We start from the raw sequence: 15,416 nt of genomic DNA, 5'->3' as shown, positions 1-15,416 counted from the left end.
GCGTTTTTGTACATAATCTAGTTGACATTTATATATATAAACAGGACTTGAATGACGATCAAAAATCACCTTGTAAAAAACCAAACAACTAATAACACAACAGCGACTACTAACCATATTACTGCTTGTTTATTTTTCATCTCCGATAACACACCCCTCATTTCCATTTTACCCCATTATATATAACACTCTCTATAAAAAATAGAACCTATTTTGGTTCTGGTGCAAATACTTGAAGAAAATATAAAAAAGCGAAAGATCTCTATAAAATGTACCCAATAGTATAGACACTTAAAAAAGTCTATCTATTGGGTATTTTTTTGTATAATTAAGAAAAACGCAGGAATGGTGAAATAATATGAGTAAAAAGGTATTTACGGAGAAAGAGATTACATTACTTTCAGCTAATCCATACGTAAAATCTGTAAGTTCAAAAGGTGTCACATATACAGAGGAATTTAAAAGGGGATATATTGCGGAAACAGAGAAAGGTAAGTTTCCAAGACAAATCTTTGAAGAGAGTGGATTTGATACAGAAATTTTAGGAATACATAGAATTCATTCGGCGAGTAAAAGATGGCGAAAAGCCTACCATGAGAATGGAGTTAGTGGGTTACGCGACACACGAGTAGACAATTCAGGGCGTCCTAGGGAAAATGAATTAACGTTGGAAGAGAAGAATGCACGTTTGGAAGCTCAACTTCATTTACTGAAGGCAGAAAATGAGCTGCTAAAAAAGATTCGTTTTGCGGAAAGGGGGCTAAAAAAGTAGTACTACCGCCTAGTCAGAAATATATGTTGATTCGATCTGTCATGAAGACGTATCAACTGAAACATTTGGTGAAGTACCTATGTGAAGTAGCGGGCGTTTCAAGAAGTGGATATTATAACTATTTCTCTGCGAAATCACAGAAATGTAGACAACAAAAAGATGAGAACGACCATGTGCTGAAAGAACACATCTTAAAAGCCTTTCACTTTAAAGGGCGTAAGAAGGGCGCACGTCAAATTAAGATGACTTTGGCCGGTCAATTTCAGGTTGTCTACAATCTGAAACGCATTCGCCGAATTATGAATAAATACGGTATTATCTGTCTAAATAGACGGGCAAATCCATACAGGCGAATGATGAAGGCCACAAAAGAACATCGAGTTGTGTCAAACCTCTTAAAACGTCAATTTAAGCAAGATATCACATATTTATTTTACGGGAAGGGTCAGAAAGCCTACTTATCAACAATTCAAGATGGTTCAACCAACGAAATCCTTGCCTATCATGTATCAGATCGTATCACAATGAACTTAGCTACAGATACACTTCTCAAGTTAAAACAAAACCGAAACTTTAAGAAGGCAAAAGATGCGTTACTCCATTCTGATCAAGGAACTCATTATACCCATCCTTACTTTCAAAAGTTAGTGAAAAAACTGGGATTACGTCAATCTATGTCTAGACGCGGAAATTGTTGGGACAATGCCCCACAAGAATCCTTCTTTGGCCATTTTAAGGATGAAGCATCTATTAAACCTTGTACAACGCTAGATGAGCTAAAACGTGAGATCAAGAATTACATGACGTATTACAACCACTATAGATACCAATGGAATTTAAAAAAGATGACCCCTGTTCAATACAGAGATCATCTTCTTACAGCTGCCTAGGCTTTTTTCAAATGTCCTTTACAAAGGGTACATTTTACTAATGACTGTTGGTCTTAAGTAACTAGTCCAAACAGTTGATGGATGAATTCTTTTTGATTTTGGACAGACTTCCCCCTTTGGAGAGTCTGTCCTTTTTTAATCATGTGCATAGCCTCTATCCCTGCAATCATTTGTTTGGCAGTCCGTAAGGACTTTAATCCGAGCATTAGGCGAATTCGTTTTTTAATAAAGCGATGATCCTGCTCCACGATATTGTTGAGATATTTCACTTGTCTCATTTGGATGCCTTCAGGCATCTGCTTTTCTTCTTTTAACTCTTGAATTGCTACAGGATAAGCTGGGTTTTTATCCACTGTTATGACGCGAGGTTTACAAACATGAGAAGTAGCCAAGGCTTTCTTGAAAAAGCGCTTGGCTGCTTCTTTATCTCTTGATTCACTTAGATAAAAATCAATGGTATTCCCTTCTGAATCGACTGCACGATATACATACATCCATTGACCTTTTACTTTCACATACGTTTCATCGACTCTCCAGGAATCATTTGTTGTCTTAAGATGACGTCGTACTCTTTCGTCTAATTCAGGTCCATATTGATGCACCCAACGCATAATGGTGGTGTGAGCGATAGACAAACCTCGTTCCTCCATCATTTCCACCAAATCACGAAAACTTAGGTTGTACCGTAGGTACCATCTTACCGTTAATAAAATCATATCAGGCTGATAGTGCTTCCATTTGAACAAATTTTCCTTTTTCATACCGATCACACACCTTTTTTAGAGTAATAGTATCAGTATGTCCAAGATTTAGAGATTACTTGCAATTGTCTTGAAATTTTCGCACCAGAACCAGAAATGCTCCATACGAGGTATATAAATATCTTTCATTTTATGCAAAGGAACTAAACAAAGTATCTATTAACATGCAAGGAAATGGTCTTATCCAACTCAAGAAGGAGGAATAAAGTATGGATCCAATGAGTATTGAAACTTGGATTGTTGCTTTAGGTAACTTCGGTTTTCCAATTGTACTGACTATCTATCTCTTAGTTAGATTTGAAAAGAAAATCGAATTTTTAACCGAGGCAATTAATAGTTTAAAAGATGCTGTAAGAAAGTAAAAAAAGGACACATAAGGTGTCCTTTTTTTGGTACAATATTTATAAAGATTTTCTATATTAAAAAAGAGAGTGTGGGGAATAATGAAGGGAGCAAGCCTTTATTTATTAGTAATTATATTCTTATCACAAGTCTTCTTTGCGTTTAACTACATTCAAAAGCTACAAGTACAAAATTATTTTTTATGGTTAGCGGTATCGATTATTGGCATTTTTGCAGCAGGAATTATTTTGAAAAGATTCCGTAATGTCTCTAAAAATGGGGTTATATTATCTTCTATTGTTTTATCTAGTAGTATTGGAGTCTTAGGTGTGTTAGGATTCCAATATTTCATTTCAAATGTTATGGGTTAAGTAGAAAGAAGGCAGATTAGACATCTGCCTCCTTTTTAATTATTTGCAAGACTTAACGTAGGCCCACTCAGCAACCATCCACCAACCTGGATCACTTGCATTATTTGCGCAAGTATAAAGTTGATCATCACAACCACAGTCGTCGAAGCCAAAGTTTGCATAGCATCGGTCATGAGTACGGCAGCAGTAATCAAGAGTGTTGATTGGTGTTCCTCCACCAGTGCTTCCACCATCTCCGCATCCTTTACCACAGTGGCGGTAATAGTAATACTTACCGTTTCCAGAGTTATAGAATACTAGACAGCCATCATACCAAGCTTCTTCTTTAATTTGCTTTGAAGTTTCCTCAGCGCCTTTTTGAGTTTCGGTGTTTGTCAAGATAGTTGTCGCATATCCCTTACTTTGTAGTGAAAGGCATTTCCCTGTCCTTACATACTTCTATTTTGTATGTAAGGAAGAATGGATGCTTGAGGTTACGTGCCAACAACTATGTGATTTGCGTTTCTTCTTTCTTTTCTTTCATTGGATTTAAAGCTACTGATTGATGCGGACTCCAGTCCCTTGTTGATCTTGACCATCTCTCTGGATGTTTTTGTCTCGCTTGTTCATATACTTCTTTCCGCTTTTCAAGTATCTCAATATGCGCACCGTTATGGCATTGTTCCGGTGTCACAAAATTGATTCCACTGTGTACATGTACGCAGTTATACCAGTTTACGAATTTCATGCCCCATTCTCTTGCCGCAATCAGTGTCTGAAAGCCTTTATACGGATACTCCGGCCGATATTTTAATGTACGGAATATCGCTTCCGAATATGGATTATCATTACTTACACGTGGTCTTGAATAGGAGCTTTGTATCCCTAACTTTTCGAGTAACACTTGAAAAGTTGCGGCTTTCATCGGGCTTCCATTATCAGCGTGCAGCACGAGCGGTTTCCCTTGTATGTTCTCGCTAATTACAGCTCTCTTCATCAATTCTTCCGCATATCTTGCCTCTTCTGTCTCCCAAATCTCCCAACCGACTATCTTTCTACTAAAAATATCAATAATCAAATAAAGACGGTAAAATATGCCTTTCACCGGCCCTTTGAGCCACGTAATATCCCATGTCCAGACCTGATTCGGTGCAGTAGCCAAATGACTTTCAGGTAATTTCCTCTCCGCGCGCTTACTTCTCCCGCGGTGGTGCTGCATCTGATTCTCCCGAAGTACACGATAGAAGCTAGATTCAGAGGCAATATAAATCTTTTGGTCCGCTAGTTTCGGTACGATTTGAGTCGGTGGTAAATTCGCGTAAGCGCCAAATACTCCCCACCTATGAAACTGGCGCGGAGTATTTTATGCTTTATTTAGCTTTTTCGGAACCCTGCATTCCTCGGGAATGCTTGGCGACCAAGGCAGTAAATTGTCGAGCTGATCGGTATCATTCGTATCCAGATTCGGGAGCTTCTCCAATACATACGTCAGGTAAAGACGCGGACTCAATCCATTTTCCTTTGCCGTTTCCACGAGACTATATGCAATGGCGCTCGCCCGAGCGCCTCGGACCGACTGGGCAAACATCCAGTTCTTTCGGCCGATCACGAACGGTTTAATGGATCGTTCTGCCCGGTTATTGTCCAGCTCTAACCGACCATCCTTCATAAATGCCACCAACTTCCCCCACTGGTTCCGACAGTATCGAATGGCTTGACCCAATGTGCTTTTTGGCAGGACCCTTGGCATTTGTTCACGAAGCCATGCTGAAAAAGCATCCAGGATAGGCTGGCTTTTCTGCTGTCCGATACAGCCACATGTACGAGGTGGAAGTTGCCGAGCGGCCTGGCTCTGCCAGTACCTGCAGGGTAGTTTCGTCTCCATGCAGAACACTTTCCTTCTTTAAGTGAACGTGCATTCGATCATATAGGATACTCAACCAAGTTTGAGCACCATAGATAACCCAGTTTGCCAGTGTCTGACAGGATAAAGGAATGCCAAGACGTGCAAGTTCCTGTTCCTGCCGGTATAGTGGCAGCCCTTCTACATATTTCTGATGCAAGATATAAGCCAAAGCGGATGGCGATGCCAAGCTGCCCCGATAGACAGGAGTTGGCATTAGTGCCGTCACAATGGGCGTTTCTGTTTCATGGCGTTCGCAATGCCGGCAGGCATAGACGTGGCGGACGTGCTTCACCACTTTTGCTTGAGCCGGAATGATTTTCAGCTCTTGGCGTACTTCGGTGCTCATTTCATGCAGAGAACCGCCGCAACACGAACAAACCTGTTCCTCTGGAGACAAATGATATTCTATCGTCTCCATAGGCAGGTTCTCAAGCAGCACCTCACGGTGACCGCGTGCTTTTTTGCGCTCATATGTAATTGTTTCAAGTGTCGGTTCTGGAAGAGAGGGATTTGCCTCTGTTTCCGCCTCATTAAACAGGTTGAGCTCCAACTGGTCACGATCTGTTTTTTCGCTTGAAGCGCCAAACTGTCGCTGCTGATGTAAGCGGAACTGTTCCTGAAACCATCTCAATTTGGCTTCCAGCTCTGCCTTTTGCTTTTCCAGTTCAAGGTTCTGCGTTTCTAAAGATTCGCATCGCTTCTCTAATTCTTCAATTGTAGGGTCTGGGGTGTGAGTTGTATGTGTCATAAAGAAAGGAATTCGACAGAATGAGCTGAATTCCTTTCTTTTTCTGCATATTTTTATACAACTGTACGAGCAGTGACTTCCCGATGGGCTTCTCGTTGATTCAGCGGCAGCCCGTCTAACAGCCAACGCAACTGGCGTGTGGAAATTTGCATCGGAGTTCCTGTTTTTTGTTCCGGCCATGGAAATGTACCTTCTTCCAGCCTTCGATAGTACAGCCAAAATCCGTTATGTTCCCATTGTAAAATCTTCAGCTTGTCACGCTTACGGTTACAAAAGACGAACAGACAAGCCGAGAAAGGGTCCAGTTGGAATCCTTCCTGCACTAAGGCCGCTAAGCCGTCAATGGATTTCCGTAAATCCGCGCTCCCGCACGCGAGATAGACATGACGGACTGTTTGTTGACTCAGCATAGTGAATGCAGTGTCCGTACAACATCGGCTAGGAAGGACGGAGTGAAGCCTGGCTTCACCTCTACCGAAGCAGCTCCGACTGTAATCCGCAGGATTTCTTGTTCTTCCTGTAGAATTGTCCCCACAGAGGACACTTTGACCCATTGTAAACCGGATGTGTTGGCTTGCTTCTCTGAAATGGGAATTTGCTTTAACCAGTATTTTAATTGGTTCAAAGACACTTCATTTGCTTCGCACCAAGCTGCCTGTGTCTGGCCGCTGTTCCGAAAGTCTTGAATCCTTTGACTCCACAGCTCTTTCCGTTCTGCGATCGACATGAAAAAACCTCCTCATTTTGTTATGCTGAGGAGATTATCGCACGATTCCGACTCTATAACTATGTGGGTACAGTTTTACGCTTACGATTCAGACACTCTTTCAACGCAATCAAGAGTTAGAAGCGCAGGTTCAATCATTGCTTCAACGGAATCATGAATTAGAAGAAAAGGTTCAGACATTAGAAGCACGTATTCAAACGCTAGAAGCACAGGGTAAAAAAAAACAGTACTAACAGCCATTTGCCGCCTTCTTCTGACTGGGCTCCTATTCCAAAATCATCCCGCATGAAAACAGGGCGGCAGTCTGGTGGACAGCCGGGACACACGGGTCATACGCTTCGTATGACCGATCACCCGGATCATCGTTGTGTTCACCCTGTTACCACATGTGCGGGTTGCGGCACATCTTTCAAAGATGTGCCACCGAAGCGTCATATCATCCGGCAAGTATTTGATATTCCGCCGTTATCGATAGAAGTGACACAACACGAAGCTGAAGTCAAATCATGTCCGTGCTGCCGAAGCCTACAGGAAGCTGAGTTTCCCGCTCATGTAAAACGCCCTGTACAATACGGTCCGCGCCTTCGAGCGCTCGGAGCGTACTTGACACAATATCAGCTCATTCCCTATGAGCGGACGGCAGAATTGATAGCGGATCTTTTTGGTCATACGGTAAGTGAAGGCACACTTGTCACCATCAATAGACAAATGGGCAAAGCCTTGGAGACGGTAGAACAAGATATCTACCGTCACCTTCTATCATCCCCTATTCTTCATATGGATGAAACGGGGATGCGTGTAGAAGGAAAGCGCCAGTGGCTTCATGTGGCAAGTAATGCCAAAGCGAGTCTCTACATGATCCATCCGAAACGAGGCAAGGAAGCAATGGATGCCATGAAGGTGCTGCCACAATATCGCGGTGTGTCCATTCATGATGGCTGGCCTTCGTACTTTCGATATGATACCTGTGCACATGCGCTGTGTAATGCCCATCATCTCAGAGAGCTGCGAGGCATATGGGAGAACACCAAGCAGTTATGGGCACAGGACATGATGGATGTTCTTCTTTGGATGAAGGAAGAACGAGAGACAACATCTGAATCCCTACCGCCCGACCGAATGGCACACTGGGAACGGGTATATAAAAGGATTCTCCAGCGAGGATTCGCACAAAATCCTGCACCTCCCACTACAAAGAAAAAAGGGAAACCGAAACAAAGTGCGGCGCGCAATCTCTTGCATCGTCTTTCTGTGTATCAAGACAGTGTGCTGATGTTTCTTCGGAATGCCTCCGTTCCGTTTGATAATAATCAAGCAGAGCGCGATATACGTATGGCAAAGGTGAAGGAGAACATTTCTGGCACCTTCCGAAATGAACAGGATGGCAAGGTATTTTGTCGCATTCGTAGTTTCATTTCCACCATAAAGAAGCAGAAGCGATCCGTGTTATTTTCCCTTGGGCATATCATAGAAGGGAAACCAGTAGATTTGTTTGCCACATGAGGTAGAGGGAAGTTCACGGGGGCACCCCCGTGAACATTTTCTGACTCGTTTCTAGCAAACTAGCTAGGACTAGGCTGAGTAGTTACTAATAATATAGCCTTGATCTTTACCTTGATTTTTTACTTGAAATAAATAAGAGGTTAGATTTCCATCAAAGTCATATAGTTTTTTACCTTTTTCTAAACTTGCATTTTTCCACCCGTCAAAAGAATTTTGAGAAACAGTTATTAAGTAGTCCATTGCAAAATGTTCGGCATTTTTTAAAGTGACATTATCAACTTTACTAGATGCGCTTGAAATAATACCATTTGACATTATAATGCTGAACAATAAAAGCAACGTACCTAAAAATACAAATAAACGTTTCACACACGACACTCCTTATAAATTATTTTTCTGCATTTATATATTTAGATATGAATTGAATAATTTCCTTTTTCTTCAAAATAATATTTTGATTATTTTTAACTTTCGGTTTTATAGCATATAATTAATATGGACTAGGAGGAGGGATTAGTGTTGAAAGTATTTTCATTTTTACTAATAGCTATCGTATTATCGGTTATTACAGCTTGTGAATTCACTACAAATGAAACAAAGTGGGATAGTTTTAATAATTTTATTACTAAAGGAGAAAAGAATATTATTGAACTTAGGGATGGTAAAACTGGAAAGACTGTTGAAATAGTCGAAGAAGAAAAGGTGAAAGAGTTTCTATTATTATTTGAAAAAATAAATTTATTAAAAGTCTCAGATGAAGAAATTAAAGGATACCAGTATCTTGCTAACATTGGATCTGACCAAATTCTTTTTTTTAATAAAATGATAAAGATAAATGATCAATATTATGAAACAGATAAAGAAGTTCCGGTAGAAAAAATAAAAAAATATTTCGAATAGTTTTAGGACTAGAATGTAGGTATAAGCCAATCTCTTTTTACAATGAGATTGGCTATTTACTTTTGATATACTTAACGTTGTAAATCCGCATTTTCCTGACGGTACCCCATGCCCATCAAGCTAACAACGTAAATGACTATATACGAAATGATCCTTGTTTCAAAACTAGCGAGTAACGGAAAAGTAGGCATGACAAAGAAGCCTACTAAAATATGATTTTTTTGCTAGGAAGCTTGTCTATGCTTCACCGTCCTTTCATACACAACTCCTAGAATATCAAAGACAGTCATTTTCTTATACCGGTGACATTTGCGACCGTTCTTTTTCAGTAGCTGATACAGGCGATGCAGAATGTTCAAAAGTTCTTCTGTACTAACTGCTATCGCTTGAAATAGGAACGGAAAGTAATCTTTAATCATATAAATTGCTTTGTATTCACTCAGCTCTTGCTTCTTCTTTTTGAGTAGAAGCTGTCGCATTTGAAACATCGTAGAAGAACAGATGAGAATGCCAATGAGTTGACCATATAAATGGCATTCCAGACGCTCTTTTTTGATGTTCTTACACGCATCAATTTCAAAGAACGACTTCCATGTTTTAAACAAAATTTCTATTTGCCAACGCATGGAATACAAGGGATGCACGTAGTTTGTCGACACTTCTTCTGGCGATGTGTTTGTGATATATACATTCATGCCCATCAAGCGCTTGCTTTTCTCTTTCATGACAATACCTTTTTTCTTCTCACGTATGGCTTGATTTTTTAAACGTGTTTGCGTTTGATCATGGGTTAAACGATGAATGATGACACGCGTTGGAAGCTTTTGATTTTGCCCAATGTACGCCTCAGGGATTTCCATTGTTTCACCCGGTAGTAGATCAGACATCATTTGGTCCATATCAAGCTGTATATATTTCGTATGCTTCTTCGGTGTGCCATTTTTGAAGTATTCTGGTTCGGGATTTTTGATATAAATGCGCGTATTTAGTTTCAACCGTGAGATATAGTAAGCCCTTTTATCGTGAATGCCTTGTAGATCACTTAAATCAAAGTAACCGAGATCACGCAAACATAGGTCTCCTTTTTCAACGGTTTCAAGACAAATGGTACCGTATGTTTTATCATTGTTCTTTCCTGGTCCAAGTTGCACGTTCAAAAATTGACCACTGAGTACATCATATTCAAGTTGAATCTTCACCCCCGCAGTATTACTACTTCCGCCTGATCCTTGATAGTCAGTGGCGAAGGTATCTGGTAACTGAAACACCGTCGCATCTAAAATACGAATACGATTGAAAGTAGATATCATGTGTGCAGAAAGCGATTGATTGGAACAGAGTTTTTGTGTGAGAAGAGAAGTAAAGACTTCTCGAAGAAATGCGACAGCTGCAGGATTAAAGCGTTGATTCAATCCTTCTGGACTCATTAGTACCCCAGTGGAAGCTTCTAACCGACTGCACAATTGTGTAAGCGATGTACTAGCGATTTCCTGACTGAGCCATACACAAAGGGCCATGAGTTCGTTTGCTTGATACTTACTAGATCGCTGCACAAAGCCAACTTGTTTGGCGATGTCTTGTAGGACTACTGGAGATAGAAAGCGTTGTAATTCTTGTGAGAATAGATGTAATTCTTCAGAAAGCGAGAGGTCCATAAAAAAACGTCATCCTTTTTGAGTATTTTCCTGAAAGAATAACGTTTTTTTCATTTTGGGGGAAACTTGTTTCGTTAGCTTGATGGGCATGTGACGGTACCCCTTTAAAGTCAATTAAAGACCAATCGTGTCCATTAGATTTCGCGGACTTATATCGAGCAATAACAGTTTTCATAACAGATTGAGCCATTTGACTTTTTAACGCAAACTGATTTCGTAAATCAGCGTAATACAAACTATTTATGTTGGCTTGATTCAGATTCTTTGTTTTAAATATATGTTTTGACAACCAATTACAAGCCTTACGATAAGCATTGGTTGTTACCTTTAGACTTTCAAATTGATTGTCAGAAGTGTAAATCTGTATTTTTGCAGTAATCGTAGTCATTATTTTCACCACCTTTCACTAACATAATTGTATTATATTTTTAGTGAAAGCAAATGATTTAGACAGAAAAAGGAGGAGGTAAGGCGGAAGTTTCAGATACTTGATATGGTACAAAATCTTACGATTTTATGTACCATACCGTATCTGATCGCAATTCCTCCCCCACCTACTCACTGGCGCTATCGCACCTTCACGTTCCTTGAGGAAGGGGTATCCTTGCCTAAGTACGTTGATGAATATGACCTCCTCAACATTCGCATACTTGTATCATTTCACAACATGCGTATTTTGTTTCTAAATTAGATACACAAACACTGCCGGAGAATGTAACGATATATAGATAATGCGATAATAATACTTCTAAAAAGAAGGCTGTTTTCGTAACTATTGTTGCTATTTAACACATCGCGGGGTGTGGTTGATTTCCAATCAAGAGAACATCCAGGCATCCCAGTTTTACGGGCTTGATTGAACAAAGCAAATGCAATCGATTGACCTTGTGAAAAAAGTACAAAAGTATAGATATTTAACTGGACAAAGAATCGGAATTGATATACGAGCTTATAACGTTATTTTTATATAGGGACCTGAAGTCCAATTACCAGCTAATATCATGCTCTCTTTTGTCATCAATTTATAAATAAACTTATTGCCTTTAAATAACATGGAATCCAATATATTGGAACAGTACAATTGAATTCAATGCCCCTTAGCTAGTATACGTCCAATAAATATTAAAGTAAATTTAACTAAACTTAATTTACGTTAAGTTTAATTTAATACATCCTGTAAATGCTTATTTCTTTTTTATAACCTATCGGTGCGTATAATACGGAAGTTTTCCTGCTCCTTTTGTGAACAGCTCTTGACCTTTCTTTCTCCAGCAAGCTAAAATTATCATGAAAAAACTTGAACAGCACACAGCCATTCAAGTCAGCAAACATATTAATAGGAAACAAACCGCCCGCATTCCTTTAAAAACCGCACTCTGATTTTGCCGACAGAGCCGTTTCGGTGCTTGGCGATGTTGAGTTCCACAACACCGTCACCGTCGTTTTCGTAATAATCCTCCCGATACATCAGCATAATGAGGTCGGCATCCTGTTCAATCTGACCGCTTTCGCGTAAGTCGGACAGGAGCGGACGCTTGTCCTGGCGCGCCTCAACTGCACGAGACAGCTGTGACAATGCGACCACGCACACGTTCAAATCGCGCGCCATCAGCTTGAGCTTGCGGGATATTTCGCTAATTTCCTGAAATCGGTTGCCCTTATGCTTGGCATCTCCCGCAATGAGCTGCAGGTAATCCACTATCACCAGGATTTTTTGATCGGGGTAGCGGCGTTTTAGCTTACGCACCTGTACCCACATTTGCTGCAGCTGCACGCCTGCCTTTTCATAAATGGAAATGGGTAAGCCTGTGAGGTCGGCGCTCGCGTCAATCATCTTGTCCCAATCGGGAATCGTAAATCGGCGCCGCGGGTTTTTCAGCTTATCACCCTCAATGTCCTGCACACATGACATCAATCGCTTCACCAGCTGCTCCTTACTCATTTCTAAGGAAAAGATGCCAACACCAGCGCCCGTTTTAGCCGCGTGAAGCGCCAGGTTTAGCGCAAATGCAGTTTTCCCCATCGATGGACGCGCGCCGATAATCACAAGATCGCCCTCCTGCAGGCCGCATGTCATCCGGTTGAGCGCCCAAAACCCTGTATCAATACCAGTCAAGTCACCCTTATCCTCTTGAAATTTCTGAAATAACGCCGTAACCGTTGTCGCAATCGCTTCATCATCCTCGTACTCTGCTTCCTCTAGCTCGCAAAGCGTTGTAATCATCTCCCCAATCGCACCTTCATCCCGCTCCGTTACTAGCTTCTCCTGCATTTTTTGCCCCGCCAGCATCGCCTGATTCATCTTCCAGCCTCCCTGTAGAATCCGTTCATAATGTCCAAAGTTTGCCGTCGTTGGTACACTTTCTGCCAAATGTGTCAAATACGAAAGACCGCCGATTTGTTCTAAAAAGGAGGGATCCATCACAGACACAAGCGCAACCAAATCAATCGGCTTTCCGTCATCCTCCAGCTGCCGAAGCAATCTAAAGATGGCCCGGTGCACCGGATCGGAAAAGTGCAGCTCTACCAGCCGGCACTCCTTCATCAGCTGTCCTTCTAGTAAAAGTGCTCCTAGCACACTTTTTTCCGCCTCTTTATTCTCCAGCTTCATCATGAGCTCTCCCCCCATCGGTTCCGTTCTTCTCCTCTAAAAAGCGCCGCAGCTCCTCATCACTTGGCGCCTCCCAGTTACCCTCCTCTGACACATACGCTGTTTGCTCCGCAGAAGCAGGCGCCTTTTGCCGAAAACGTGTTAATGCCTCCTCCACCTCCTGCAGTTTGGTGTACCCTTGCTGGTGCCAATCGCGCAAAATCGCCTTTACGTACGCAAGCTTGCGCTGATTCTGCTCGAACGCCAGCTGCAGCGCCTTTAGGACCAATTCGGAAGACAAATCTGTTATCCACGCCTGCAATTCTTCTGCCGCATACGACGACAAGCTGCCGAAATGCTCCTCATAAAACCGGAACACCGCACTCGTATCCTCTTCCTCTGGCACCGATACACCCGGGCAAAAATGCGCAAATACAAGCGACATCTTACAGCCCTCCTCCCGGCATTTCTCCAAAAACATCTGCACCAGCGCCTTGCTTTTTACCAGCTTCAATTCACGCAGTACACACTTTTCCACATTCACATTGTTGACCGGGTTATAGCGAATCCAATTCACCACGCACACTTCCTTCGTCTCGGCATCATACAGCACCTTGCCATACGCAACAAACCGATCAAGCAGCTTGTCCACCGTCTCCCGGTTATACCCCGTCTCCATCTCCGCCACGCGCTTGGGAAACGAATAAATCCCGCACTGCGTCGTCTTCGAGCACGTCAGCAAATACAAATAAAAGTACCTCTCCTCCGGGGTAAGCTCCAGCACAAAGTCATCCTGCCAAAAACTCACCTGCACCAACCGATACACCGCCATAACCGCTCCTCCTTCTCCCTCATCCGTTATCTATATATAAGGCAAGTAGGCAAAAGGGGCACAGCTTATAAAAAAATTTTTTTAATTACAGCATCGGAAAACTTGTAGTTGTTTTTGTTTTTGAAATGATTTTGTACTTACAAGGGGCTTATAAGCCGTTTGTATGTGCATTGGATTATCTTGTAAAAAAGACTAGGCGGGGAGAGCTCATGCTCGTGAAAAATTAGAAAAAGGCCGCAAAGAAGAAAGACTGCAGCTTGTTCGGAGGATGTATAAAAATGGATTGTACATGAAAGACATCGCAAAATTTACAGGTCTTAGTCTGGCGGAGATAACGAAATTACTAACATGATAGAAAGACTTTACCACTTTCATTTTTGAAACAGCTCTAACACCAAACTCGCGGGTCACTAGAGAGTATATCTTAGATCAGGTGCTCCGCAAGAGCGTCTCCTGGATCACCTAAGCGTGCAAACCTTGGCTCTCGTGCTCCGCAAGCGCTTCTCCTGGGACACCTGCGCTCGGAAATCTTGACTCTCGTGCTCCGCAACAGCTTCTCCCGGATCACCTATGCGCACAAATCTTAGCTCTCGTGCCCCGCAAGCGCTTCTCCTGGGACACCTGCGCTCGGAAATCTTGACTCTCGTGCTCCGCAACAGCTTCTCCCGGATCACTGCGCACAAATCTTAGCTCTCGTGCCCAGCACGCAACCGTCCATACACAGAACAACCTATCATATTGGTTGTCGTTTCCACACGCTTCCCCTATAATGATAAGTGTACGTACAAAAAAGGGGAGGTCATGTACATATGTTCAAGAAGGTTGCTTCAGATATGCTGGGAATTAGCGATGTTGGTATCGTGATTAAGCCTGCGGATTACGATAAGGTTGATACAGATGATTATATTTTGCACGAGGACAACGAGAAGATTTTCTTCCTAATCAAATCAAAAAGTGATGAGTATTGCTTTACGAACAAAGGACTTGTACACCTAGACGGCGTGAATGCTGTAAGCAAAAAGCGCACACTGCGCCGCTACAACTACAGCGCCCACCCCATTTCTGATGTACTGCTAGAAACAGCGGGCACAGTAGACTTGGATGTCGAGCTTAAATTTCAGCTAGGCGCTAAACACTACTCCATTGACGTACACAAAAAGCACTTGGAAGAGCTAAAAGACCTCTACAAGGCTCTCTTAAAAATTTCCGAGATTTCTCACGAAAACGAAATCATCCTGGATTACGCCAACAAAAGCTTACAGCTTACCGCTAGCACATTAGCGCGCACAGCGCAAACGGAAGAAAAGCTGGTCGAGCAGTTTACAGAGATCAATCAAGTAGCCTTTAACTGGCTAGTAGACGCGCGCAAGCAATACAAGGTTCAAGACTTTGGTTTTGTATTTGAAAAATATATTAATAACTAAGTAGATAGGGAGAGAC

General features: G+C 41.9%; 14 protein-coding genes and 3 pseudogenes. 6 read left to right on the top strand and 11 right to left on the bottom strand.

What is annotated here, in order from left to right:
• The first annotated feature begins 358 nt into the window (after window positions 1-358).
• A protein-coding gene (locus tag MUG87_RS18175) for an IS3 family transposase (RefSeq protein WP_247084055.1) occupies window positions 359-1,662 on the top strand; the annotation gives its coding sequence in 2 pieces (ribosomal slippage) (window positions 359-731 and window positions 731-1,662; 1,305 coding nt in all).
• Between the two features lie 53 nt (window positions 1,663-1,715).
• Here the strand turns inward: MUG87_RS18175 and MUG87_RS18170 are convergent.
• Entirely contained in the window at window positions 1,716-2,423 is a 708-nt protein-coding gene (locus tag MUG87_RS18170) for an IS6 family transposase (protein ID WP_247084053.1), read from the bottom strand.
• Between the two features lie 209 nt (window positions 2,424-2,632).
• On the opposite strand from MUG87_RS18170, the gene MUG87_RS18165 reads away from it, so the two are divergent.
• Together MUG87_RS18165 and MUG87_RS18160 are read left to right on the top strand one after the other, a co-directional pair.
• On the top strand, window positions 2,633-2,785 hold the full coding sequence (locus MUG87_RS18165) for a YvrJ family protein (RefSeq protein ID WP_247084050.1): 153 nt from the start codon (window positions 2,633-2,635) through the stop codon (window positions 2,783-2,785).
• A gap of 81 nt (window positions 2,786-2,866) precedes the next feature.
• On the top strand, window positions 2,867-3,136 hold the full coding sequence (locus tag MUG87_RS18160; RefSeq protein ID WP_247084048.1) for a hypothetical protein: 270 nt from the start codon (window positions 2,867-2,869) through the stop codon (window positions 3,134-3,136).
• 35 nt (window positions 3,137-3,171) lie between these two features.
• On the opposite strand, the gene MUG87_RS18155 is transcribed toward MUG87_RS18160, so the two are convergent.
• The 5 genes and pseudogenes from MUG87_RS18155 to MUG87_RS18135 all read right to left on the bottom strand — a co-directional run bounded on the left by MUG87_RS18155 (window position 3,172) and on the right by MUG87_RS18135 (window position 6,496).
• The gene (locus MUG87_RS18155; protein WP_247084047.1) at window positions 3,172-3,369 is read right to left on the bottom strand and encodes a hypothetical protein; all 198 of its coding nucleotides are present in this window, start codon (window positions 3,367-3,369) and stop codon (window positions 3,172-3,174) included.
• Window positions 3,370-3,623: 254 nt separating this feature from the next.
• Window positions 3,624-4,418: pseudogene (locus MUG87_RS18150) on the bottom strand (IS3 family transposase); the annotation flags it as partial.
• A 60-nt stretch (window positions 4,419-4,478) separates the two neighbouring features.
• A pseudogene (locus tag MUG87_RS18145) lies at window positions 4,479-5,769 on the bottom strand (transposase).
• 53 nt (window positions 5,770-5,822) lie between these two features.
• Window positions 5,823-6,179, bottom strand: coding sequence for an IS66 family insertion sequence element accessory protein TnpB (gene tnpB, locus MUG87_RS18140; protein WP_247084046.1), 357 nt, complete (start codon window positions 6,177-6,179; stop codon window positions 5,823-5,825).
• On the bottom strand, window positions 6,173-6,496 hold the full coding sequence (locus MUG87_RS18135; protein ID WP_124562792.1) for an IS66 family insertion sequence element accessory protein TnpA: 324 nt from the start codon (window positions 6,494-6,496) through the stop codon (window positions 6,173-6,175). The genes tnpB and MUG87_RS18135 overlap by 7 nt, the downstream gene beginning before the upstream one ends.
• A 219-nt stretch (window positions 6,497-6,715) precedes the next feature.
• Here MUG87_RS18135 and MUG87_RS18130 point away from each other — a divergent pair.
• A pseudogene (locus MUG87_RS18130) lies at window positions 6,716-7,999 on the top strand (IS66 family transposase); the annotation flags it as partial.
• A 69-nt stretch (window positions 8,000-8,068) separates the two neighbouring features.
• Here the strand turns inward: MUG87_RS18130 and MUG87_RS18125 are convergent.
• Entirely contained in the window at window positions 8,069-8,368 is a 300-nt protein-coding gene (locus MUG87_RS18125) for a hypothetical protein (protein ID WP_247084044.1), read from the bottom strand.
• 147 nt (window positions 8,369-8,515) lie between these two features.
• Here MUG87_RS18125 and MUG87_RS18120 point away from each other — a divergent pair, with 147 nt between their 5' ends.
• Window positions 8,516-8,899 (top strand): hypothetical protein, encoded by a 384-nt coding sequence (locus tag MUG87_RS18120; protein WP_124566116.1) that lies wholly within the window; start codon window positions 8,516-8,518, stop codon window positions 8,897-8,899.
• A gap of 224 nt (window positions 8,900-9,123) precedes the next feature.
• Here MUG87_RS18120 and MUG87_RS18115 read toward each other — a convergent pair whose 3' ends face one another.
• The 4 genes from MUG87_RS18115 to MUG87_RS18100 all read right to left on the bottom strand — a co-directional run bounded on the left by MUG87_RS18115 (window position 9,124) and on the right by MUG87_RS18100 (window position 13,976).
• A complete protein-coding gene (locus tag MUG87_RS18115) occupies window positions 9,124-10,554 on the bottom strand; it encodes an IS4 family transposase (protein ID WP_247084043.1) in 1,431 nt (476 codons plus the stop codon).
• The gene (locus MUG87_RS18110; protein WP_247084042.1) at window positions 10,535-10,942 is read right to left on the bottom strand and encodes a hypothetical protein; all 408 of its coding nucleotides are present in this window, start codon (window positions 10,940-10,942) and stop codon (window positions 10,535-10,537) included. The genes MUG87_RS18115 and MUG87_RS18110 overlap by 20 nt, the downstream gene beginning before the upstream one ends.
• Window positions 10,943-11,887: 945 nt before the next feature.
• Entirely contained in the window at window positions 11,888-13,165 is a 1,278-nt protein-coding gene (dnaB, locus tag MUG87_RS18105; protein WP_247087779.1) for a replicative DNA helicase, read from the bottom strand.
• Entirely contained in the window at window positions 13,149-13,976 is an 828-nt protein-coding gene (locus MUG87_RS18100; protein ID WP_247084041.1) for a DnaD domain-containing protein, read from the bottom strand. Before MUG87_RS18100 ends, dnaB begins: the two co-directional genes overlap by 17 nt.
• An 809-nt stretch (window positions 13,977-14,785) precedes the next feature.
• Here MUG87_RS18100 and MUG87_RS18095 point away from each other — a divergent pair.
• Window positions 14,786-15,400, top strand: coding sequence for a PH domain-containing protein (locus MUG87_RS18095; protein ID WP_247084040.1), 615 nt, complete (start codon window positions 14,786-14,788; stop codon window positions 15,398-15,400).
• The last annotated feature ends 16 nt before the right edge of the window (window positions 15,401-15,416 follow it).

The organism is Ectobacillus sp. JY-23 (assembly GCF_023022965.1).
In the GTDB taxonomy this organism is placed as follows: domain Bacteria; phylum Bacillota; class Bacilli; order Bacillales; family Bacillaceae_G; genus Ectobacillus.
This window is presented reverse-complemented; position numbering and strand designations above follow the sequence as displayed.